Here is a 21172-nt window from a genome sequence, read left to right as displayed (position 1 = left end):
ACCGCGGACCTGGCGGGGCGCCGAGATGGCGGCGCGGCTGCCGGTGGCGCGGGTGCTGGTGGACAAGGGGCTGGTCCATCTCGACCGGTTCTTCGACTACGCCGTCCCCGCGGCGATGGACGAGGAGGCCCAGCCGGGCGTGAGGGTGCGGGTGCGCTTCGGAGCGGGGGAACGCGAGGGGCGCCGCGAAGGGGGCGGGCTCATCAACGGGTTCATCGTCGAGCGCCGGGCCGACACCGACTTCACCGGACGGCTCGCCCCCATCGCCCAGGTGCTGTCGCCCGAGCCGGTGCTCACGCCCGAACTGCTCCAGCTGTGCCGGGCGGTGGCCGACCGCTACGCGGGATCGCTCGCCGACGTGGTCCAGCTCGCAGTCCCGCCGCGCCGGGCCAGAGCGGAGAAACAGCCCTCGCCGCGCCGCCCGCCCAAGCCGTCGGTGCCGGAACCTGGCGGGTGGGCGCGCTATCCCGAGGGCCCGGCGTTCCTGCGGGCGCTCGCCGAGAAGTCCGCGCCGCGTGCCGTATGGACCGCGCTGCCCGGCTCGGAGAGCTGGGCGGAGGAGCTGGCCCGTGCCATGGCCACCACGCTGGCGGCGGGCCGGGGGGCCCTCGCGGTGCTGCCCGACGGCAAGTCGGCGGCGCGGGTGGACGCCGCGCTCACCGCACTCGTCGGCGAGGGGCAGCACGTGCTGCTCACGGCGGACGCCGGGCCCGAGCCCCGCTATAGGCGCTGGCTGGCCGTGAGCCGCGGCACGGTGCGGGCCGTCGTGGGGACGCGGGCGGCGATGTTCGCACCCGTACGCCGCCTCGGGCTCGCCGCGATCTGGGAGGACGGCGACAGCAGCCACAGCGAGGAGCGGGCACCGCAGCCGCACGCCCGCGAAGTGCTGCTCCAGCGCGCTGTGACCGAACAGGCGGCGTTTCTGCTCGGCGCGCACGGCTGCACGGTGGAGGCCGCACAGCTTGTGGAGTCCGGCTTCGCACGCCCGCTGGCCGCCGGCCGGGAGACCGTACGTGCGGTCATGCCACGGGTCCGTACAGCCGCAGAGGGCGACGAGGGGCGGGATCCGGCGGCCCGCAGCGCCCGGCTGCCGAGCCTCGCGTGGCGTACCGCGCGGGACGCGCTGGAGCGCGGCCCGGTGCTGGTGCAGGTGCCGCGCCGCGGCTATGTGCCGCGGCTGGTGTGCGAGCGGTGCCGGGAGCCGGCGCGGTGCGAGCACTGCTCGGGGCCGCTGGAGGCGGCGGGCGAGGGCAGCGCGCTCCGCTGCGGCTGGTGCGCCCGCGAGGTGCCGCAGTGGCACTGCGCCATGTGCGGGGGAACGCGGCTGCGCGGCAGTGTCATCGGTGCCCGCCGCACGGCGGAGGAGCTGGGGCGGGCCTTCCCCTCCGTGCCGGTGCGGACCTCAGGTGGCCAGCATGTGCTGGAGTCGGTGCCGGGCCGCCCCGCGCTGGTGGTCGCCACCCCGGGCGCCGAGCCTGTGCCCGAGGGCGGCGAGGGATACGCGGCCGCGCTGCTGCTCGACGGCTGGGCGCTGCTGAGCCGTCCGGATCTGCGGGCCGGGGAGGAGGCTCTGCGCCGCTGGCTGGGTGCTGCATCGCTGGTCCGGCCGCAGGGCGAGGGGGGGACGGTGGTGGTCGTCGCGGAGGAGTCGATGCGGCCCGTCCAGGCCCTGGTGCGCTGGGACCCGGCGGGGCACGCGCAGCGGGAGCTGGCCGACCGCGCGGAGCTGGGCTTCCCGCCGGTGTCCCGGATGGCGGCGGTCACCGGTCCGCCCGAGGCCGTCGCCGGGCTGCTGGCCGCGGCCCAGGGCGCCGGACTGCCCGAGGGCGCCCAGGTGTTGGGCCCGGTGCCCCTCCCGGTGCTGGAGCCGGGCCGCCCCCGCAATCCGGGCGACCCGCCGCCGGGCGAGCTCTGGGAGCGGGCGCTGGTGCGGGTGCCCCGCGGCAGCGGCGCGGGGCTGGCTGCGGCATTGAAAACAGCTCAAGTGGGCCGGCTGACCCGCCGCGAGGGGCCCCTCGCCCATGTCCGGATCGACCCACTGGACATCGGGTGAGCCCTCCCCGGCACAGTCGGCAGAGCGCGGCCGCAGCGCAGGGGACACGCGCCCCGAAGGGGCGCGGGGAACTGCGCGATCAGCTGAGGGCGCCCCCTGCTCGAAGAGCTGGGGGAACACCCGCAGCCAGCAGCGGACAGACAGGGGCGCCCCCCCCGCACGGAAGGACACACAAGCGCACCCCTCACGGAAGGACACGCACAGGGGCACCCCCTCACAGAAGGACAGACAGGGTCACCCCCTCACGGAACAAGCTCCGCCGGGCAGCGCACCTAGCCGTTACGGGGCGACGGCAGCGCGCCCGTGCGCGGCTCCTGCCGGGCATCGCGGCGCGGGTCGTACGCCTGACCCGCGCCGGGCGCGGGCTGCTGCGGCGGGATCGACCGGGCGGTCGGCACCCCGGCCGCCCGGGATGTGCCGGGAGCCATCGGGAGGGAACGCGACGCGGCGGGCACGGCCTCGGGCTGCCGGGCCGCGGGCGAGGGAGAGGGAGACGGCGCGGACGCCCCGGGTGCGGTGGACGTGGCGGCGGCCGGCGCGGAAGTCTCCGCGTTCTCGGACGCGTTGCGGGTGGCACCGCGCCGTGCAGAGCCGTACCTGCGGTGCACGGCCTGCTTGGTGACGCCGAGCGCCGAGCCCACGGCGTCCCAGGAGAAGCCGAGGGAGCGGTCGAAGTCCACCGCCGCCGTCACCAGCGTCTCGACGCTGTCGCGTAGTTCCTGGGCGAGCCTGACGGTCGGCGCCGGAGCGCGGCCGTAGACGACGAAGCCCGCTGAAGGGCCGGTGCGCCGTGGGCGATAGACGTTGCCCAGCTGCGCTGTGAGGGTGCGCAGCGCGTCCACCTGTCGGCGGACCCGCTCGATGTCCCGCACCAGAAGGTGCAGGCTTGCCCGCGCCTGGGCGTCGTGGGTTGCGTGGTCGGCCATGAAGAAGCCTCTCGGACCGGCTGACATGGGGGTGTTCAGCTGTGGTGCTGGATGGGGTGACTGGCTGTGCGGAATGTGGGGGGAACGAGGCCGCGGCGCGTCGGCGGCGCTGCGCTCGATTCGGTCAATCTGACTTGACCAACGCCGCGATGGGCTCTCTGGTCACGCTGCGGGGGCGCGGAAGGAGCACCGACAGGGCGCGCGGGTGCCCGTACGCCCCCTCGCCCGGCAGCGGCGCGCTGACCGTAAACTGGCCTGTCTTTCCAGGTTTCGACGTTTCCACGCTTTCCACGTTCCACGCCTTCCACGTGTGAGAGGTAGTTCGCCACTGATGAGGCTCGTCTTCGCCGGCACCCCCGAGGTCGCCGTACCCGCGCTCGACACCCTGATCGCGTCCGAACGGCACGAGGTCGTCGCCGTGGTCACCCGGCCCGACGCCCGTGCCGGACGCGGCAGGCGGCTGGTGCCCAGCCCGGTGGCCCAGCGGGCCGAGGAAGAGGGGATCGAGGTGCTCAAGCCCGCGCGCCCGCGGGACGAGGACTTCCTGACCAGGCTGCGGGAGATCGGGCCCGATTGCTGCCCCGTCGTCGCCTACGGCGCGCTGCTGCCCCGCGTCGCGCTGGACGTACCCGCCAAGGGCTGGGTCAATCTGCACTTCTCGCTGCTGCCCGCCTGGCGCGGGGCCGCACCGGTGCAGCACGCGCTGCTGGCCGGGGACGAGATGAGCGGTGCCACCACGTTCCTCATCGAGGAGGGGCTGGACTCGGGGCCCGCCTACGGGGTGGTGACCGAGGAGGTACGGGCCCGCGACACCAGCGGCGATCTGCTGACCCGGCTCGCCTTCGCGGGTGCCGGGCTGCTGGCCGCCACCATGGACGGCATCGAGGACGGCACGCTGCGGGCGGTGCCGCAGCCGGAGGAGGGGATCTCCCTCGCTCCGAAGATCACCGTCGAGGACGCCAGGATCGACTGGACGGCGCCCGCACTCCGCGTCGACCGGGTGGTGCGGGCCTGCTCGCCCGCGCCCGGTGCGTGGACCGTCTTCCGCGGGGAGCGGCTGAAGGTGCGTTCGCTCGCGCCGGCCCCCGACGCCGGTGCCGACGGGCCGGCGCCCGGCGAGCTGCGGGTCGGCAAGAACGCGGTGCACGTCGGTACGGGCTCGCATCCGGTGGAGCTGGAGTGGGTGCAGCCGCAGGGCAAGAAGCCGATGCGCGCCGCCGACTGGGCCCGCGGCACCCGGATCGAAGCGGGCGCCCGTTTCGACGACCCCGCCGCCTGAGCCGCCTGGAGCCCGGTGCGTGACTGAGGGAGTCACCGGTCGTCGCTCCCGGGCGGCGGGGCCGTAGGGTGGAGGTCTCACCTTCGAAGCTCGACCCTCATCTTGCGGAGCACCTTTTTCGTGAGCAGCACTCAGCCCCGGCGCCGGGGCGGCAACCGGTACCGGCGTCCGCGGAAGGACCCCGTGCGCATCCTCGCCTTCGAGGCGCTGCGGGCGGTGGACGAGCGAGATGCCTACGCCAACCTCGTACTGCCGCCGCTGCTGCGGAAGGCCCGGGAGAAGGACCCCGCGCACGGCGGCCTGGACGCGCGGGACGCCGCGCTGGTCACCGAGCTGGTGTACGGCACGCTGCGCAGGCAGGGCACCTATGACGCGATCATCGCCGAGTGCGTCGACCGCCCGCTGCGCGAGGTGGACCCGCCCGTGCTGGACGTCCTCTCCCTCGGTGCCCACCAGCTGCTGGGCACCCGCATCCCGCAGCACGCCGCGGTGAGCGCCACGGTCGAACTGGCCCGCGTGGTGCTGGGGGACGGGCGGGCGAAGTTCGTCAACGCGGTGCTGCGGCGCATCACGGCCGACGACCTCGACGGCTGGCTGGACCGGATCGCACCGCCCTACGACAAGGACCCCGAAGAGCACCTGGCGCTGCGCCACGCACACCCCCGCTGGGTGGTCTCCGCGCTGTGGGACGCGCTCGGCACCGGACGCGGGGGGATCACCGCGCTGCTGGAGGCCGACAACGAGCGCCCCGAGGTCACCCTGGTCGCCCGCCCCGGTCGGGCCACCACCGAGGAGCTGACCACCGAGGACACCGCGCCCGGCCGCTGGTCGCCGTACGCGGTACGGCTGGCCGAGGGCGGTGAGCCCGGCGCGCTGGACGCCGTACGCGAGGGCAGGGCCGGGGTGCAGGACGAGGGCAGCCAGCTGGTCGCGCTGGCCCTTGCCAACGCGCCCCTGGAGGGTGCCGACGCGCGCTGGCTCGACTCCTGCGCGGGACCCGGCGGCAAGGCCGCGCTGCTGGGCGCGCTGGCGGCCGAGCGGGGGGCAGCGCTGCTGGCCTCCGAGAAGCAGCCGCACCGCGCTCGCCTGGTCGCCCGCGCCCTGGAGGGGAATCCGGGTCCCTGGGCGGTCGTCGCGGCGGACGGCACCCGCCCCGCCTGGGCGCCGGGCAGCTTCGACCGGGTGCTGGTCGATGTGCCCTGCACCGGGCTGGGGGCGCTGCGGCGCAGGCCCGAGGCGCGCTGGCGGCGTCGGCCGGAGGACGTGGCGGGCTTCGCGCCGCTGCAGCGCGGGCTGCTGCGGCAGGCGCTGGAGTCGGCCCGGGTCGGCGGCGTCGTCGCGTATGTGACCTGCTCGCCGCATCTGGCCGAGACCCGTGCCGTGGTGGACGACGTACTGCGCGGGCTGGAGAAGGAGGGCACGACGGCTGCCGAGCCGGTGGACGCGCGCCCCCTGCTGCCCGGTGTGCCGGAGCTGGGGGAGGGACCCGACATCCAGCTGTGGCCGCATCTGCACGGCACCGACGCGATGTACCTGGCGCTGCTGCGCCGTACCGCGTGATCACCTCGAACGTCTACACGGAATACTGGTAGTCATGGCTCAGATCAACCCCAGCATCCTGTCGGCCGACTTCGCACGCCTCGCCGAGGAGGCGCGGCGCGTCGAAGGCAGCGACGGCGTGGCCGGCGCCGACTGGCTGCACGTCGATGTGATGGACAACCACTTCGTGCCCAATCTGACCCTGGGCCCTCCCGTGGTCGAGTCGCTGCGCCGGGCGACGGACATTCCGCTGGACTGCCATCTGATGATCGAGGAGCCGGACCGCTGGGCGCCCGGCTATGTGGAGGCCGGGGCCGGGTCCGTCACCTTCCACGCGGAGGCCGCGGCGGCGCCGGTGCGGCTGGCCCGCGAGATCCGGGCCAAGGGAGCGCGCGCCTCGATGGCGCTGAAGCCCGCCACGCCGATCGAGCCGTACGAGGATCTGCTGCCCGAGCTGGACATGCTGCTGGTCATGACGGTGGAGCCGGGGTTCGGCGGGCAGGCGTTCCTGGACATCATGCTGCCGAAGATCCGCCGCACCAGGCAGCTCATCGACAAGCACGGACTCGAGATGTGGCTGCAGGTCGACGGCGGTGTCTCGGCCTCCACCATCGAGCGCTGTGCGGAGGCCGGGGCCGATGTGTTCGTGGCGGGTTCGGCCGTCTACGGGGCCGAGGATCCGGCGGCGGCCGTCCGTGCGCTGCGGCGGCAGGCCGAGGAGGCGGCCGGGCCCGGCCGGGAAGGCTGAGATGAACGCTGGGTGACCGCGGTCACACTCGTCAGGGGATCTGCAAGGATGAACGCGCGGCGCGTGAGCGCCGGCAGCGTACGGGGCAGGACACGGCAAGACAGTGAGGTGAGAGCGGTGTCGTCGGGGCGAGCCACGCGAATGGGACCCGCCGAACTCATGCAGGCTGCGGCGATGGCGCGCCGCTTCTATCTGGAGGGCAAATCCAAGATCCAGATTGCTGACGAGTTCGGGGTGAGCCGCTTCAAGGTGGCCAGGGTCCTGGAGACCGCGCTCGAACGTGACCTGGTGCGGATCGAGATCCGGGTGCCCGCCGAGCTGGACGCCGAGCGCTCGGACGCGCTCCGCGCCCGCTACGGCCTGCGGCACGCGGTCGTCGTCGAGTCGCCCACCGAGGCCGTGGACGACGCCGCCGACCCGGAGAACCTGGGCGAGGTCGCCGCCGATCTGCTCGGCGAGCTGGTCACCGACGGCGATGTGCTGGGGCTGGCCTGGGGCCGCTCCACCATCCATATGGCAACCGCCCTACGCCAGTTGCCGCCCTGCACCGTCGTCCAGCTGACCGGGGTGTACGACGCAGGTACGGCCGATCGCGGCTCGGTGGAGGCCGTACGGCGGGCGGCCGAGGTCGCTGGGGGCGAGGCGCACCCCATCTACGCGCCGATGCTGCTGCCGGACAGCGCCACGGCGGCGGCGCTGCGCAGCCAGACGGGTATCGCGCGCGCCTTCGAGTACTTCGACAAGGTGACGGTCGCCGCCGTCTCCATCGGCTCCTGGGAGCCGGGCATCTCCACGGTGCACGACATGCTCAGCGACAAGGAGCGGGACCACTACTCGTCGCTGGGTGTGGCCGCCGAGATGTCGGCGCACCTCTTCGACGCGCAGGGCCGGCGGATCGGCCGGGACCTGGGCGAGCGCTGCATCACGGTGGAGGCCGAGCGGCTGCGCCGGATCCCGGAGGTCGTCGCCATCGCCGGCGGGCACCGCAAGGCCGCCGCGATCGGCGCTGTGCTCCGCTCCGGCCTGGTCACCAGCCTGGTGACGGACACGGCGGCCGCCGACTGGCTGCTGACCGAGGAACAACCGGGGCCCCGTCCGGCGTTGGAGCGTACGGACCCGGACAGTACCGCCGCTTCGTAGCAGGTTCTCCGTAGCAGGTCTTCGTAGAGGGTTCCGGAAGGCAGTACGCCATGACGACCAAGAGCACCAAGCTGCCTGGGCTGGGCAAGCAGTACGACATCACCACCCGCACCGGCCGGCACATCTCGGTGGTGGCGCACCAGGACGGCCGCAGGTTCCTCGGCTTCTACCAGCAGGACGACCCGGACGCCTGCCAGGCGACGGTGCAGCTCGACAAGGAGGAGGCCGCCTCCCTCGCGGAGATCCTCGCTCCGGGAGAGAGCCCGAGGCTGGGCACGTGCGAGATGGAGATCGACCTGGTCACCGTCCGCATCCCGCTGTCCGGGCAGTCGCCGTACAGCGGGGAGCCGCTGGGCGCCACCCAGGCGCGGACCCGCACCGGCGCCTCCATCGTCGCGGTGCTGCGCCGCACCGGTGCCGTTCCCTCGCCGGGGCCGGACTTCCGGCTGGAGGCGGGGGACACCCTGGTCGCGGTCGGCACCCGGGAGGGAGTGGACGAGCTGACCCGGATCATCGCCGGTACGTGACGTCGGCCAGGCGCCGGACGCGAACGATCCGGCCCACGCAGCCGCTGGACAACTGAAAGGCCCTTTGTGCACGACACCACCGTTCTGCTGATCGAACTCGGCGCCGTCATCCTGGGCCTGGGACTGGTCGGCCGCTTCGCGGGGCGGATCGGGCTCTCCCCGATCCCGCTGTATCTGCTGGGCGGCCTCGCCTTCGGGCATGGCGGGTTCTTTCCGCTGACCGCCACCGAGGGGTTCATCGAGGTCGGTGCGGAGATCGGGGTGATCCTGCTCCTGCTGCTGCTCGGCCTGGAGTACAGCGCGTCCGAACTGGTCACCAGCCTGAAGACGCAGTATCCGTCCGGGCTCGTCGACTTGGTGCTGAACGCGGTGCCGGGCGCGGTGGCCGCGCTGCTGCTGGGCTGGGGGCCGGTGGCGGCCGTGGCGCTGGCGGGCATCACCTGGATCTCCTCGTCCGGCGTCATCGCCAAGGTCCTCACCGACCTGGGCAGGCTCGGCAACCGGGAGACGCCGGTGATCCTGGGCGTGCTCGTCATCGAGGACCTGTCGATGGCCCTCTATCTGCCGCTGCTGACCGCGCTGGTGGCCGGTCTCGGTGTGGCGGGCACCAGTGTGGCGATGATCGTCGCGGTCGGCACCGTAGGCATCGTGCTGTTCGCGGCGCTGCGGTTCGGCCGCCAGATCAGCCGCGCCGTCAGCTCGGACGTCCCCGAGATGCTGCTGCTCGTCGTCCTCGGGCTGGCGCTGCTGATCGCCGGTATCGCCGCGAAGCTCCAGGTCTCGGCGGCCGTCGGCGCCTTCCTGGTGGGCATCGCGCTCTCCGGGGAGACGGCGGAGAACGCGCGCAGCCTGCTGACGCCGCTGCGCGATCTGTTCGCCGCCGTGTTCTTCGTCTTCTTCGGCCTCCGCACCACACCGGCCGAGATCCCTCCGGTGCTGCTGCCCGCGCTGGCGCTGGCCGCGGTCACCTCGGTCACCAAGGTGGTGACCGGCTGGTACGCGGCGGGGCGCGCCGGTGTGGGCAGCAAGGGCAGACTGCGGGCCGGCGGTGCGCTGGTGGCGCGCGGTGAGTTCTCCATCGTCATCGCGGGGCTGGCCGCGGGCGCCGATCCGCGGATCACCCCGCTGGCCACCGCGTATGTGATGATCCTGGTGATCTTCGGCCCGCTGACCGCGCGCTGGACGGAGCCCGCCGTACGTGGCCTCAAGGGGCTGGTCGACGCCCGCCGTATCCGCCGGGAGGCGGAGCGTGCGGAGGGCGCGGAGCGCGAGGAGCCCACCTCTCCCGCGGGGGAGGCCGTCCCGGATCCGGTGGGCGGCGGGGGCCATTCGTCCTGAGCGGGCACCCTTGTGAGGCCGGGCCGGTGGAGGAGATCACCGTTCGTGACCGCCGCGTCGGCGCCTGTCACCAGCTCGTACGATCCCACCAGGGCCGCATCGGCACTCCGGCGGATCGTCCGTACTCGCATGAATGTGCGGACGTGGGACACTTAAGTACGTGCGTTTTCTCAATGATCAGCGGCCCCCGTACGACCTGACGTACGACGACGTCTTCATGGTGCCGAACCGCTCGGCGGTCGGCTCCCGGCAGGGCGTGGACCTGTCCTCGCCCGACGGCACCGGCACCACCATCCCGCTGGTGGTCGCCAACATGACCGCCATCGCCGGACGCCGGATGGCCGAGACCGTGGCCCGTCGCGGCGGGCTCGTGGTGATCCCCCAGGACATCCCGATCGACGTCGTCACCGAGGTCATCGGCTGGGTCAAGCAGCGGCACCACGTCCTCGACACCCCCATCACCCTCGCCCCCACCCAGACCGTGGCCGACGCGCTCTCGCTGCTGCCCAAGCGGGCGCACGGCGCCGGTGTGGTGGTCCGCGACGGCAGGCCCGTCGGCGTCGTCACCGAGTCGGACCTGAACGGTGTCGACCGCTTCACCCAGCTCTCGGAGGTCATGACCTCCGAGCTGATGGTGCTCGACGCGGACATCGACCCGCGTGACGCCTTCACCAAGCTGGACTCCGCCCACCGCAAGTTCGCGCCCGCCGTCGACGCCGACGGCAAGCTCGTGGGCATCCTCACCCGCAAGGGCGCGCTGCGGGCCACGCTCTACACCCCCGCCGTCGACGCCGACGGCGCCCTGCGCATCGCCGCTGCCGTCGGCATCAACGGCGAGGTCGTGGCCCGCGCCAAGGCGCTGCTCGACGCGGGCGTCGACACCCTCGTCGTGGACACGGCGCACGGGCACCAGGAGGGCATGCTGGAGGCGCTCAAGGCCGTACGCGGCCTCGACCCCGCCGTACCGATCGTGGCGGGCAACGTGGTGGCCGCCGAGGGCGTACGCGACCTCGTCGACGCAGGCGCCGACATCATCAAGGTCGGCGTCGGCCCCGGCGCCATGTGCACCACCCGCATGATGACCGGCGTGGGGCGGCCGCAGTTCTCGGCCGTACTGGAGTGCGCCGCCGAGGCACGCAAGTACGGCAAGCACGTGTGGGCCGACGGCGGCGTGCGGCACCCGCGCGATGTCGCCATGGCGCTGGCCGCCGGAGCCTCCAACGTGATGATCGGCTCCTGGTTCGCCGGCACCTATGAGTCGCCGGGCGATCTGCAGCAGTCCGCTGACGGGCGGTTCTACAAGGAGTCTTTCGGCATGGCCTCGGCGCGCGCCGTGCGCAACCGGACCGCCGAGGAGTCGGCGTACGACCGGGCCCGCAAGGGGCTGTTCGAGGAGGGCATCTCCACCTCCCGGATGTTCCTTGACCCGGCTCGCCCCGGCGTCGAGGACCTGATCGACTCGATCATCGCGGGCGTCCGCTCCGCCTGCACCTACGCGGGCGCCGCGACACTGGACGAGTTCGCGGACAACGCCGTTGTCGGCGTGCAGAGCGCCGCCGGCTATGCGGAGGGCAAGCCGCTGCACGCCAGTTGGTGACCGTCGCCGTGCACCGACGGATGGCGCCGTGCCCTTGTACGGGGCGCGGCGCCGCCGTTGAGGTGGGCTTCCCCGGTCGCCCGCCGCGTGATCGGATGGTGCGCGTGAACACCTACACGCGTCATGCGAACGCCGGTACGGGTCCTGGTGAGATCACCCCGGACGGGTGTGCCGTCGAGGTCTACTCCCGGCTGCCCGACATGGGCGAGGCGGCGATCGTCGCCTCCGCCGTCGCGGAGCCCCGTGGCCGCACCCTGCTCGAACTCGGCGCGGGCGCCGGCCGGATGACCAGGGCCCTGATCCGGGAGGGCTTCCGGGTCACGGCTGTGGACGAGTCGCCCGGCATGCTCGACCTGATCGAGGACGCCAGGACCGTGCGCTCCGCCATCGAGGACCTCGACCTGGGCGAGCGCTTCGACGTGGTGACCCTCGCCTCCTTCCTCGTCAACAGCGCCGACGACGACCAGCGCACCGGACTGCTGTCCGCCTGCGCCCGGCACGTCGCCGACGACGGCTGCGTGGTCATCCAGCGCCAGCACGACACCCGCAACGAGGACGTACGCCCGGGACACGGCTGGAGGGGCGACGGTATGTCCATCACCACCACAGAGGTGGAGCCCGTGGGGGACGGCGTCGTGCGTACCCGCGTGGAGTACGTGGTCGAGGAACACACCTGGACCCAGACGTACTTCTCGCGCGTGCTGCCCGAACCCGTCTTCACCGAGGTGCTGGCCGCCTCCGGCCTGAAGGTGGACCGCTGGCTGACGGACCGGCACGACTGGGTGCGGGCGGTCCCGGCTCGCGGCTAGGGCGGCGCCCCAAAGGTCCATGTTCTACTGGCGCCGTGTCACTGAACGATCTCGACGAACGTATCGTCCACGCCCTCGCCGAGGACGCCCGCCGTACCTACGCGGACATCGGCGCCGAGGTCGGCCTCTCGGCGCCGGCCGTGAAGCGGCGCGTGGACCGGCTGCGGGAGCGGGGGGCGATCACCGGGTTCACCGTGCGGGTCGACCCCTCGGCGCTCGGCTGGCAGACGGAGGGCTTCATCGAGATGTACTGCCGCTCCCGCACCTCGCCGGAGGACATCCACCGGGCGCTGTCCCACTATCCGGAGGTGGCGGCGGCGTCGACCGTCACGGGGGAGGCGGACGCGCTCGTGCAGGTGTTCGCCGCCGATATGCGGCATTTCGAGGCCGTGCTGGAACGGATCGCCGGGGAGCCCTTTGTTGAGCGCACCAAGTCCGTGCTGGTGCTCTCCCCGCTGCTGCGCCGCTACACCGCGGGCCCGCCACTGTGATCGGGGCCCAGAGAGCTGGGGCGGGGCGGGGGAGAGTGAGTGAGTGAGTGAGTGAGTGAGTGCGCAACAAATCGACGTTGCCGGGCCGATATGTGCAACAGAATGCGGGTCGATCCGCAAGATCCCCCGCTTGTGACGCCCCCGGTCCGACCGTAGCGTCGAAGGCGTGCAAATCGCTCTCCTCCAGACCCAGGCCGATCCAGTCACCCCTGGCCCCGCGGGCCTGACCTCGCTCGAAGGCGCTGCCAGGGAAGCCGCGGCGCGGGGTGCCCGGCTGCTGGTCACGCCGGAGCTCTCCCTCACCGGCTACGCGCTGGAGGACCCGGCGCTACTGGCCGAACCGGCCGACGGCCCGAGCGCGGCGGCCGTCTCCCGGATCGCCCGGCAGTACGGCATCGCCGTCGCCTACGGATACCCGGAGCGGGGCGAGGGCTGCGCGGTCCACAACTCCGTACAGCTCATGGGCCCGGACGGTGCCGCACTCGCCAACTACCGCAAGACGCATCTGTACGGCCCCTACGAGGCCAAGCACTACACCCCCGGCGAGCAACTGCCCGTACAGGCGGAGCTGGACGGGGTCAGGCTCGGGCTGCTGATCTGCTACGACGTGGAGTTCCCTGAGGCGGTACGCGCGCACGCGCTGGCGGGTACCGATGTGCTGCTGGTGCCGACGGCGCTGATGCGCCCGTACGACACCGTCGCCGAGACCCTTGTCGTGGCCCGCGCCGTGGAGAGCCAGCTGTATGTCGCCTACGCCAACCGTGCCGGCCGCGAGGGCGAGTTCGACTTCGCGGGGCTGAGCTGCCTGGCGGCGCCCGACGGCACCGTGCCGGCACGGGCCCCGGGCAGTGGCGGGACGCTGCTGGTCGCCGACGCCGATCTCGCGGCGCTGCGTGCCTCGCGTGACCGCAACCCGTATCTGGCCGACCGCCGCCCCGAGCTGTACGCGCGCTAGCCCGCCGCAGCCGTACGCGCGCGCGTCCGCAAGCACCCCGAACCTCCCGTGCCTCCCGTACCACTCGCACCACCAGGAGAGACCCCCTCATGACCTCCACCGTGCCCACTGTGCCGGGCGCTGCCCATGAGCACGTCGAGCCGCAGGAAGCCCAGGAGCGCCCGCAGCCTCCGCTGACCATGTTCGGCCCCGACTTCCCGTTCGCCTACGACGACTTCCTCGCGCACCCGGCAGGTCTCGGAGCCGTACCGCCGACCGAGCACGGCACCGAGGTCGCCGTCATCGGCGGTGGGCTGTCCGGTCTTGTGGCGGCCTACGAGCTGATGAAGATGGGGCTCAAGCCGGTCGTCCACGAGGCCGACCAGCTCGGCGGGCGGCTGCGCACGGCGACGTTCGAGGGCGGCGACCCCTCGCTGCACGCCGAGATGGGAGCGATGCGCTTCCCGCCGTCCTCCACAGCCCTCCAGCACTACATCGACCTCACAGGGCTGGAGACCAAGCCGTTCCCCAACCCGCTGGCGCCCGACACCCCCTCCACCGTGGTGGACCTCAAGGGCGAGTCCCACTACGCCCGTACGCTGGAGGACCTGCCGCCCGTCTACCACCAGGTGATGGACGCGTGGAACGCGTGCCTGGAGGAGGGCGCCGACTTCTCCGCGATGCAGCAGGCGATACGCGAGCGGGACGTGCCCCGTATCCGCGAGATCTGGTCCCGGCTGGTCGAGAAGCTGGACAACCAGACCTTCTACGGCTTCCTGTGCGACTCGGCGGCCTTCGCCTCCTTCCGGCACCGGGAGATCTTCGGCCAGGTCGGGTTCGGCACCGGCGGCTGGGACACCGATTTCCCCAACTCCATCCTGGAGATCCTGCGCGTCGTCTACACCGGCGCCGACGACGACCACCGCGGCATCGTCGGCGGCTGCCAGCAGCTGCCGCTGCGGCTGTGGGAGCGCGAGCCGGGCAAGCTCGTGCACTGGCCGCAGGGCACCAGCCTCAAGTCGCTGCACCCCGGCGGCGTACACCGCCCCGCCGTCACCAGGATGCACCGTACGGCGGGCAACCGGGTCACGGTCACCGACGCCGACGGCGACATCCGCACCTACAAGGCCGCCGTCTTCACCGCCCAGTCGTGGCTGCTGCTGAGCCGCATCGACTGCGACGACGCGCTGCTGCCCATCGACCACTGGACGGCGGTCGAGCGCACCCACTACATGGAGTCCTCCAAGCTGTTCGTGCCCGTCGACCGGCCGTTCTGGCTGGACAAGGACCCCGAGACCGGGCGCGACACGATGAGCATGACCCTCACCGACCGGATGACCCGCGGCACCTACCTGCTGGACGACGGCCCCGACAAGCCGGCCGTCATCTGCCTCTCCTACACATGGTGCGACGACAGCCTCAAGTGGCTGCCGCTGGACGCGGGCGAGCGGATGGAGGTCATGCTCAAGTCGCTCGGCGAGATCTATCCCGGGGTCGACATCCGCAAGCACATCACGGGCAACCCGCTCACCGTCTCCTGGGAGGACGAGCCGTACTTCCTCGGCGCTTTCAAGGCGAATCTGCCGGGCCACTACCGCTACCAGCGGCGGCTGTTCACCCACTTCATGCAGGAGACGCTGCCCGCGGACCGGCGCGGCCTCTTCCTCGCCGGAGACGACATCTCCTGGACCGCCGGCTGGGCGGAGGGCGCCGTGCAGACCGCGCTCAACGCCGTCTGGGGCGTCATGCACCACCTGGGCGGCAGCACCGACGCCGCCAACCCCGGGCCGGGCGATGTCTTCGACGAGATCGAGCCGGTGCGGCTTGTGGAGGACTGAGAGGCGCCCGGAGCAACGGAGAGGCGCCCCGAGCAACGGAGAGGCGCCCAGAGCCCGAGGCCGGTCTACAGGCCGGCCTCGGTCACCGCCTCCCGCAGCACCTTGGCCGTCTCGATGAGCTCCTGCACGTCGCGGGAGGTCAACTGGGCGTCCAGCAGCACCTCCTGGACGCCTGCGCGCACCGCGTCCTCCAGATCCGCCACGATCTGTTCCGGACTGCCCTGGTGCGGGCGGCGCTTCCCCTCGACCGGGCGGTCGGTGAGCTTGACGGAGGTACGCAGGGTGATGGACAGCTCGGCCGGATCCCGGCCCGCCTCGTGGGCCAGCTCCGCGATCCGGGACCGGGTGGCGGCGATCCGTTCGGGGGCCATCATCGAGGGCAGCCATCCGTCGGCCCGCCGCACCATGCGGCGCAGCGCCGTGTCGTTGCCGCCCGCCAGCAGCACCGGGATCCGGCCGGCGGGCTTGGGGCCGACCGCGGAGGGGGTGAGCCGGGTGCGCCGCCCCTCGTACGCGGCCGGGTCCGGGCCCCATACGGCGGCGCACACATCCAGCAGTTCATCCAGCGCCGCTCCGCGCGTGGCATGGTCGGCGCCCGCCGCGGCGTACTCGTCGCGGGACCAGCCGGTGCCCAGGCCCGCGACCACCCGGCCGCCGCTGGCAGCGTCCAGCGAGCCCAGCGCCCGTGCCAGCAGGAACGGCTGGTGCAGCGGGCCAACCAGTACGGCTGAGCCCAGCCGGACCCGCTCGGTGGCGGCCGCCGCCAGTGACATGGTGACCAGCGGGTCGGCGACCGACCGGAAGTACCCGGCCCACCGCAGCCCCGGCACGAGATACATGTCGTCCAGCGGCTCCTCGGGGCGCAGCAGCCGCTCCAGCACCCAGACGCTGTCGTAGCCCAGCTCCTCCGCGGCGCGTGCCACCGCGGTCACGTCCTTGGCCAGGTCGTAGCTTCCGGTCTGCGGCAGTCCCAGGCCCAGTCGCAGTGCCATCTCGCCTCCGTAGCGCGCGGATTGCTCCAGATCGTCCGACTGTACGGCGTGGCCGCTCAGTGCCACAGCGGCGTCAGCAGGCAGCGCCCGGCCATGCCGACCGTGGCGTCCAGCCCCTCCGCCATCTCCTCCAGCAGGTTTTCCCACATCCGCAGCCCCCACAGCGCCCGGAACGACACCCACGCGCCCGCACGCGCCCGTTCCAGACTCCACGAGCCGATCAGATGGGTGAGCGGATCTGCCACGTCCAGCAGGTCGGGCCCCGGCATCAGTTCCTCGCGGATGCGCTCCTCCAGCGCCGTCAGCAGCTCCCCGATCCGCTCGAAGTCCGTCTCCAGGTCGTCGGGGTCGGCGTCCAGCGCCCGGCAGGTGTCCACCAGCGCGAGCGGCAGGTCGTGGCCGATGTGCGCGTTGATGCCCGCCAGCGCGAACTGCAGCGGGTGTACGGAGGGATGGCGCCGGAACCGGAACAACGGCCGCCAGCAGGAGGGCACCCGCAGCCCCTCCGCCTCGGCGTCCACCGCGTCCAGGAAGCGCCGCGCGAACCGGGTGCCCAGCTCCCCGGTGGCGGCCCGGTCCTCGAAGTGCCCGGCGACCAGGCGCCGTTCCAGCTCCTCGGTCACCGCCAGATACACCCGGTTGAAGACCGCCACACCGTCCTGCCTGGGCAGTATCGCGCCGATCTCCCGCATCTGGGCCGTCACTTCGGCGATGGGCGCCGATGCCACCGCGCGCTGGGCGGGCACCTGGTCCGTAGAGGTCATGCCCGCAGCCTGACAGCAGGCCGGAGCCGGCGCGGGTCACCGGGCCGGTACGGCCCCCGGACGGGGGACGCGGGGCACGCCCGGGCTCAGCCCTTTTCGTCGTAGCCGCTGGTGCCCTCGTCCAGCAGTGGTTCCTGGGTTCTGAGGTGCGGCGGGGCCAGCGCCTTGAGGGCGTGGTAGCCGGTGAGGACGACCAGGGTGCCCAGCGCGATACCGCCGAGTTCGAAGTTGTCGGTGATCTTCAGCGTGACGTTGCCGATGCCGATGATGATGCCCGCCGCGACCGGCACCAGGTTCAGCGGGTTGCGCATGTCGACGCCGTTGCTGAGCCAGATCTGCGCGCCGAGCAGCCCGATCATGCCGTACAGGATGACCGTGATCCCGCCGAGCACCCCGCCGGGGATGGCCGCGACGACGGCACCGAACTTGGGGCACAGCCCGAAGAGCAGCGCGAAGCAGGCGGCGGCCCAGTACGCGGCCGTCGAGTAGACCCGGGTCGCGGCCATGACGCCGATGTTCTCCGAATACGTCGTCGTGGCGGGCCCGCCGAACGCGGTGGACAGTACGCTGCCCGCCCCGTCCGCTGCGATGGCGGTGCCGAGCTTGTCGTCCAGCGGATCGCCGGTCATCTCGCCGACCGCCTTGACGTGGCCCGCGTTCTCGGCCACCAGCGCGATCACCACCGGCAGCGCCACCAGCACCGGCGACCAGGAGAAGTCGGGGGCGTGCACGGACGGCAGCCCGAACCAGTCGGCCTTGCCCACGGCGGACAGATCCAGCCGCCAGTGGTCCACCGTCTTGCCACTGGCGTCCGGCGAGTGAATCCGGCCGAAGACCGTGTCGAACGCCCACGACATCAGATACCCGGCGACCAGCCCCAGAAAGATCGCAATCCGCGACCAGAAGCCGCGCAGGCACACCACGGCGAGCCCGGTCAGCAGCATGGTCAGCAGCGCCGTCCACTGGTCCTGCGGCCAGTACGTCGAGGCGGTGACGGGAGCCAGGTTGAAGCCGATCAGCATGACGACCGCGCCGGTCACCACCGGCGGCATCACCGCATGGATGATCCGTGCGCCGAACTTCTGCACGGCCAGCCCGACGAGCAGCAGCACGGCGCCGACCACCAGGATCGCGCCGGTGACCGTGGCGCTGCTGCCGCCCTGGCCGCGGATGACCGCGGCCACGCCGACGAAGGAGAGGCTGCACCCCAGATAGCTCGGCACCCGGCCGCGGGTGGCGAGCAGGAAGAGCATCGTCGCGAGCCCGGACATCATGATCGCCAGGTTCGGGTCGAGACCCATGAGCACCGGAGCCACGAAGCTGGCACCGAACATTGCCACCACGTGCTGGGCGCCGAGTCCCGCCGTCCGCGGCCAGGTCAGCCGCTCGTCGGGCCGCACCACAGCGCCGGGCGCCGGGACGCGCCCGTCGCCGTGCACCTTCCACCGCACGCCGAGCCCGCCGCCCATGTCGCTCCTGTCCCGCTGGTCCCACTGGCCGATTTTGATCGGCCCACATATTAGTTCGAACCTTTTCCCCTCAGCCGGGCGCCCCGAAGGGGCGCGGGGAACTGCGCGACGAGCCACGATGCAGCCGCACCCGGCAACGCACCGTCCGGGGCAGCCCGGTCCCAGGAATGGCTAGGTGCGAAGCACCCTCGCCCCGGCCACCAGCCCCACCAAGAGCGCGGTCACCACACCGAAGGAGACCGAAAGAGACGTCGACTCCGCGATCCAGCCCACCACGGCGGGCGCCGCGAGCCCCGAGGCGTACGCCAGCGTGGCGACCCCCGCGATGGCCTGGCCAGGCGCGGCGGCGGAGGCACGGCCCGCCGCCGCGAAGCACAGCGGCACCACCACGGCGATCCCCACTCCGATCAGCGCGAACCCCGCAACGGCCGCCGGCGGCGTCCGCGCGGCGACCACCAGCGCGGCACCCGCAGCCGCGAGCACACCGCCGGCCCGCACCGTCGCGACCGGACCGAACCGCCGTACCACGGCGTCACCGGACAGCCGCGCGAGCGCCATCGTGCAGGCGAACGCCGTGTACGCGGAGGCGGCCAGGCCGGGCTCGGCACCCGTCACATCGGCCAGATAGATACCGGACCAGTCCATCGAAGCGCCCTCGGCGAACACCGCACAGAAGCCGAGCAGCCCGATCGCCAGCACTCCGCGCGAGGGCAGCGCGAAGCGAGGCGGGGCCTCAGCCCCGTCCCCCGTACGCGCCGCATCAACGGCGTCCGCCGCATCCCCCGTATCCACCCCATCCGCACCGGGGCCCGGCCCCTCCCCGGGAGTCCACCGGTCCCCGGGAGTCCACCGGGCCGCGACCACCGCGGCCACGGCCAGCAGCGGTGCCGCCACCCCGAGGTGCACCCGCGCGTCCAGCCCGGCGTGCGCGGCCACCACGCCACCCGCGCCGCCCAGCAGCGTTCCCACGCTCCACAGCCCGTGCAGCGCGGACATCACCGAGCGCCCGTACGCCGCCTCGACCCGCACCCCCTGCGCGTTCATCGCGACGTCCATCAGGCCGAGCCCGCAGCCGTACACGAACAGCGCCAGGCACAGCCACCCCAGGGCCGGGGCGAGCGGCGGCAGCACCAGTCCGGCGCAGCAGGCCAGCGAGACCGCGGCCAGTGCCCGGCGCGGGCCGTAGCGGTGCGCCAGCCGCGCCGAGAGCGGCATGGCGGCGGAGGCCCCGGCCGTCATGAACACCAGCGCGAGGCCCAGCCAGCCGGGGCTCAGGCCGAGGTGTTCCCGCAGCCAGGGGATCCGGGTGGCGAAGGTGCCACTGGCCATCCCGTGCACCGCGAAGACCACGGAGACCGCCACCCGCGCGGTCCGCACGGAGTGCGCCGGCCGCCGGCGCCCGCCGGGCACGCCGACCGGTGTGCGCCCGGCCGGGTCGGCCCCCGTTCCGGTCCCTGCCCGCGGCCCGGCCTCGCTCCCGCCCGTCCGCATCTCGTCTCCCTGCCGCACCCGTGCGCCCCCAAAGAGTCCGTACGCGCACCCACCCGGCGTGGGAGCGGCCCGCGAAGATCGTGCCCCGCTCGGGTGCCGCTTGAACGCCAGTAGCCGGCAGCCGACGCGTGTGGTGTTCCGGGGCTGCTGTGAGTCACGGCACACCCTCCACTCGCATGGTCCCCCGCGCCGCGTGGCAGACTGGACTCGTACCAGTGACGTCAGCGCACTCCGGGGTCGGTGAAAGTCCGAACCGGCGGTTACAGTCCGCGACCCGGCCGCCGCCAGCGGCCGGTTGACCAGGTGAGATTCCTGGACCGACGGTGAAAGTCCGGATGGGAGGCAGTGCGCGGCGGACCGCAAACGGTGCACCGTCGCAGACGGCGGTCCCGTTCCGGAGCGAGGCAGAAGGCCGGAGCGGGTCCCTCCGAACTGTCCGGTCTTCCCGCGATGCGCGTCCGTCACAATTCTCCTAGCAGCCCCGGAGTCCGTGCCCGAAGAGGCAGGAGGACCCGGTGGCTCCCCACCCCCAAGCGCCGTACGCGCCGCAGGCGGAGCGCGACGCGATGCGCCGCGCCATCGCTCTTGCCGCGCGGGGGCTCGGCTCCACCAGCCCGAACCCGGTCGTCGGCTGCGTCGTCCTCGACCAGGCGGGCCGCACCGTGGGGGAGGGCTGGCACCAGCGCGCCGGCGGTCCGCACGCGGAGATCCACGCGCTCGCCGAAGCAGGCGAGGACGCCCGCGGGGGCACTGCTGTCGTCACCCTCGAACCCTGTGACCACACCGGACGCACCGGTCCCTGCGCACAGGCGCTCATCGAGGCGGGGATCTCCCGAGTCGTCTACGCCGTCTCCGATCCCAGCCCGGGTGCAGCGGGCGGCGCGCTGACGCTCGCCGCCGCCGGTATCGACGTCGAGGGCGGTCTGCTGGCCGACGAGGCCGCCGCAGGGAACGCCGCCTGGCTGACCTCCGTGCTGCACGGCCGCCCGTACGTGACCTGGAAGTACGCCGCCACGCTCGACGGCCGTACCGCCGCCGCCGACGGCTCCAGCCGCTGGATCACCTCCCCGGAGTCCCGTTCCGACGTGCACCGGCTGCGCGCCGAGTCCGACGCCGTCCTCGTCGGCTCGGGCACCGCACGCGCCGACGACCCGCAGCTGGCCGTCCGTGACGTCCCCGGCGCCGTCCAGCCGCTCCGCGTCGTGGTCGACACCGAGGCGACCGTCGTCAGGGCGGG

The 21172-nt window shown here is 73.0% G+C and carries 18 protein-coding genes and 1 riboswitch; of the genes, 13 read left to right on the top strand and 5 right to left on the bottom strand.

Translation table 11 applies throughout. The annotated features are described in order from the left end of the window. Positions 1-2053: primosomal protein N' (locus tag ITI46_RS23265; protein ID WP_247746447.1), on the top strand; the 2053-nt coding region annotated here is incomplete at its 5' end. Between the two features lie 272 nt (positions 2054-2325). Here the strand turns inward: ITI46_RS23265 and ITI46_RS23260 are convergent. After that, the gene (locus tag ITI46_RS23260) at positions 2326-2979 is read right to left on the bottom strand and encodes a hypothetical protein (protein WP_209241660.1); all 654 of its coding nucleotides are present in this window, start codon (positions 2977-2979) and stop codon (positions 2326-2328) included. Positions 2980-3310: 331 nt separating this feature from the next. On the opposite strand from ITI46_RS23260, the gene fmt reads away from it, so the two are divergent. From fmt to ITI46_RS23205, 11 genes are all read left to right on the top strand, one after another. Further along, positions 3311-4258 (top strand): methionyl-tRNA formyltransferase, encoded by a 948-nt coding sequence (gene fmt / locus ITI46_RS23255; protein WP_209241659.1) that lies wholly within the window; start codon positions 3311-3313, stop codon positions 4256-4258. 120 nt (positions 4259-4378) lie between these two features. Continuing rightward, positions 4379-5818 carry an RsmB/NOP family class I SAM-dependent RNA methyltransferase gene (locus ITI46_RS23250; protein WP_209241658.1) on the top strand — a complete coding sequence of 480 codons (1440 nt, stop codon included), beginning with the start codon at positions 4379-4381 and terminating at the stop codon, positions 5816-5818. 34 nt (positions 5819-5852) lie between these two features. Beyond that, positions 5853-6545 carry a ribulose-phosphate 3-epimerase gene (gene rpe / locus ITI46_RS23245; RefSeq protein WP_209241657.1) on the top strand — a complete coding sequence of 231 codons (693 nt, stop codon included), beginning with the start codon at positions 5853-5855 and terminating at the stop codon, positions 6543-6545. A gap of 141 nt (positions 6546-6686) precedes the next feature. Continuing rightward, a complete protein-coding gene (locus ITI46_RS23240; RefSeq protein ID WP_209241656.1) occupies positions 6687-7685 on the top strand; it encodes a sugar-binding transcriptional regulator in 999 nt (332 codons plus the stop codon). Between the two features lie 50 nt (positions 7686-7735). Further along, on the top strand, positions 7736-8212 hold the full coding sequence (locus ITI46_RS23235; RefSeq protein WP_209241655.1) for a cation:proton antiporter regulatory subunit: 477 nt from the start codon (positions 7736-7738) through the stop codon (positions 8210-8212). A gap of 66 nt (positions 8213-8278) precedes the next feature. Then, positions 8279-9550, top strand: coding sequence for a cation:proton antiporter (locus tag ITI46_RS23230; protein WP_209241654.1), 1272 nt, complete (start codon positions 8279-8281; stop codon positions 9548-9550). Between the two features lie 133 nt (positions 9551-9683). Next, positions 9684-11147 carry a GuaB1 family IMP dehydrogenase-related protein gene (locus ITI46_RS23225; RefSeq protein ID WP_209241653.1) on the top strand — a complete coding sequence of 488 codons (1464 nt, stop codon included), beginning with the start codon at positions 9684-9686 and terminating at the stop codon, positions 11145-11147. Between the two features lie 104 nt (positions 11148-11251). Then, complete coding sequence (locus ITI46_RS23220) at positions 11252-11956, top strand: class I SAM-dependent methyltransferase (protein ID WP_307808285.1); 705 nt, start codon at positions 11252-11254, stop codon at positions 11954-11956. Between the two features lie 35 nt (positions 11957-11991). After that, positions 11992-12447 carry an Lrp/AsnC family transcriptional regulator gene (locus ITI46_RS23215; protein ID WP_209241651.1) on the top strand — a complete coding sequence of 152 codons (456 nt, stop codon included), beginning with the start codon at positions 11992-11994 and terminating at the stop codon, positions 12445-12447. 166 nt (positions 12448-12613) lie between these two features. Beyond that, positions 12614-13402: a carbon-nitrogen hydrolase family protein gene (locus ITI46_RS23210; RefSeq protein ID WP_209241650.1), complete on the top strand. Its 789-nt coding sequence runs from the start codon at positions 12614-12616 to the stop codon at positions 13400-13402. Positions 13403-13491: 89 nt separating this feature from the next. Continuing rightward, on the top strand, positions 13492-15219 hold the full coding sequence (locus ITI46_RS23205) for a flavin monoamine oxidase family protein (protein ID WP_209241649.1): 1728 nt from the start codon (positions 13492-13494) through the stop codon (positions 15217-15219). A gap of 65 nt (positions 15220-15284) precedes the next feature. Here ITI46_RS23205 and ITI46_RS23200 read toward each other — a convergent pair whose 3' ends face one another. The 4 genes from ITI46_RS23200 to ITI46_RS23185 all read right to left on the bottom strand — a co-directional run bounded on the left by ITI46_RS23200 (position 15285) and on the right by ITI46_RS23185 (position 19935). Beyond that, positions 15285-16211 carry an LLM class F420-dependent oxidoreductase gene (locus tag ITI46_RS23200; protein ID WP_209241648.1) on the bottom strand — a complete coding sequence of 309 codons (927 nt, stop codon included), beginning with the start codon at positions 16209-16211 and terminating at the stop codon, positions 15285-15287. 56 nt (positions 16212-16267) lie between these two features. Next, positions 16268-16975, bottom strand: a complete 708-nt coding sequence (locus tag ITI46_RS23195) for a DUF5995 family protein (RefSeq protein ID WP_209241647.1) — start codon at positions 16973-16975, stop codon at positions 16268-16270. An 86-nt stretch (positions 16976-17061) separates the two neighbouring features. After that, positions 17062-18444, bottom strand: coding sequence for a uracil-xanthine permease family protein (locus tag ITI46_RS23190; protein ID WP_209241646.1), 1383 nt, complete (start codon positions 18442-18444; stop codon positions 17062-17064). A gap of 171 nt (positions 18445-18615) precedes the next feature. Continuing rightward, on the bottom strand, positions 18616-19935 hold the full coding sequence (locus tag ITI46_RS23185) for an MFS transporter (protein ID WP_280634812.1): 1320 nt from the start codon (positions 19933-19935) through the stop codon (positions 18616-18618). Between the two features lie 222 nt (positions 19936-20157). Next, positions 20158-20288, top strand: a riboswitch (FMN riboswitch). Between the two features lie 213 nt (positions 20289-20501). Between ITI46_RS23185 and ribD the strand changes: the two genes are divergently transcribed. After that, the coding region (ribD, locus tag ITI46_RS23180) for a bifunctional diaminohydroxyphosphoribosylaminopyrimidine deaminase/5-amino-6-(5-phosphoribosylamino)uracil reductase RibD (RefSeq protein WP_209241661.1) at positions 20502-21172 on the top strand (671 nt) is incomplete at its 3' end.

It is taken from the genome of Streptomyces oryzae, assembly GCF_017676365.1.
In the GTDB taxonomy this organism is placed as follows: Bacteria; Actinomycetota; Actinomycetes; order Streptomycetales; family Streptomycetaceae; genus Streptomyces; species Streptomyces oryzae.
The sequence above is the reverse complement of the archived record's forward strand: the minus strand, read 5'-3'. Positions and strand labels throughout refer to the sequence as shown.

Bases quoted from the DNA above. Each gene is read 5' to 3' on its own strand.
- ITI46_RS23260 (WP_209241660.1), bottom strand. From the start codon at position 2,979: ATGGCCGACCACGCAACCCACGACGCCCAGGCGCGGGCAAGCCTGCAC.
- fmt (WP_209241659.1), top strand. From the start codon at position 3,311: ATGAGGCTCGTCTTCGCCGGCACCCCCGAGGTCGCCGTACCCGCGCTC.
- rpe (WP_209241657.1), top strand. From the start codon at position 5,853: ATGGCTCAGATCAACCCCAGCATCCTGTCGGCCGACTTCGCACGCCTC.
- ITI46_RS23240 (WP_209241656.1), top strand. From the start codon at position 6,687: ATGGGACCCGCCGAACTCATGCAGGCTGCGGCGATGGCGCGCCGCTTC.
- ITI46_RS23235 (WP_209241655.1), top strand. From the start codon at position 7,736: ATGACGACCAAGAGCACCAAGCTGCCTGGGCTGGGCAAGCAGTACGAC.
- ITI46_RS23225 (WP_209241653.1), top strand. From the start codon at position 9,684: ATGTGCGGACGTGGGACACTTAAGTACGTGCGTTTTCTCAATGATCAG.
- ITI46_RS23205 (WP_209241649.1), top strand. From the start codon at position 13,492: ATGACCTCCACCGTGCCCACTGTGCCGGGCGCTGCCCATGAGCACGTC.
- ITI46_RS23200 (WP_209241648.1), bottom strand. From the start codon at position 16,211: ATGGCACTGCGACTGGGCCTGGGACTGCCGCAGACCGGAAGCTACGAC.
- ITI46_RS23195 (WP_209241647.1), bottom strand. From the start codon at position 16,975: ATGACCTCTACGGACCAGGTGCCCGCCCAGCGCGCGGTGGCATCGGCG.
- ITI46_RS23190 (WP_209241646.1), bottom strand. From the start codon at position 18,444: ATGGGCGGCGGGCTCGGCGTGCGGTGGAAGGTGCACGGCGACGGGCGC.
- ITI46_RS23185 (WP_280634812.1), bottom strand. From the start codon at position 19,935: ATGCGGACGGGCGGGAGCGAGGCCGGGCCGCGGGCAGGGACCGGAACG.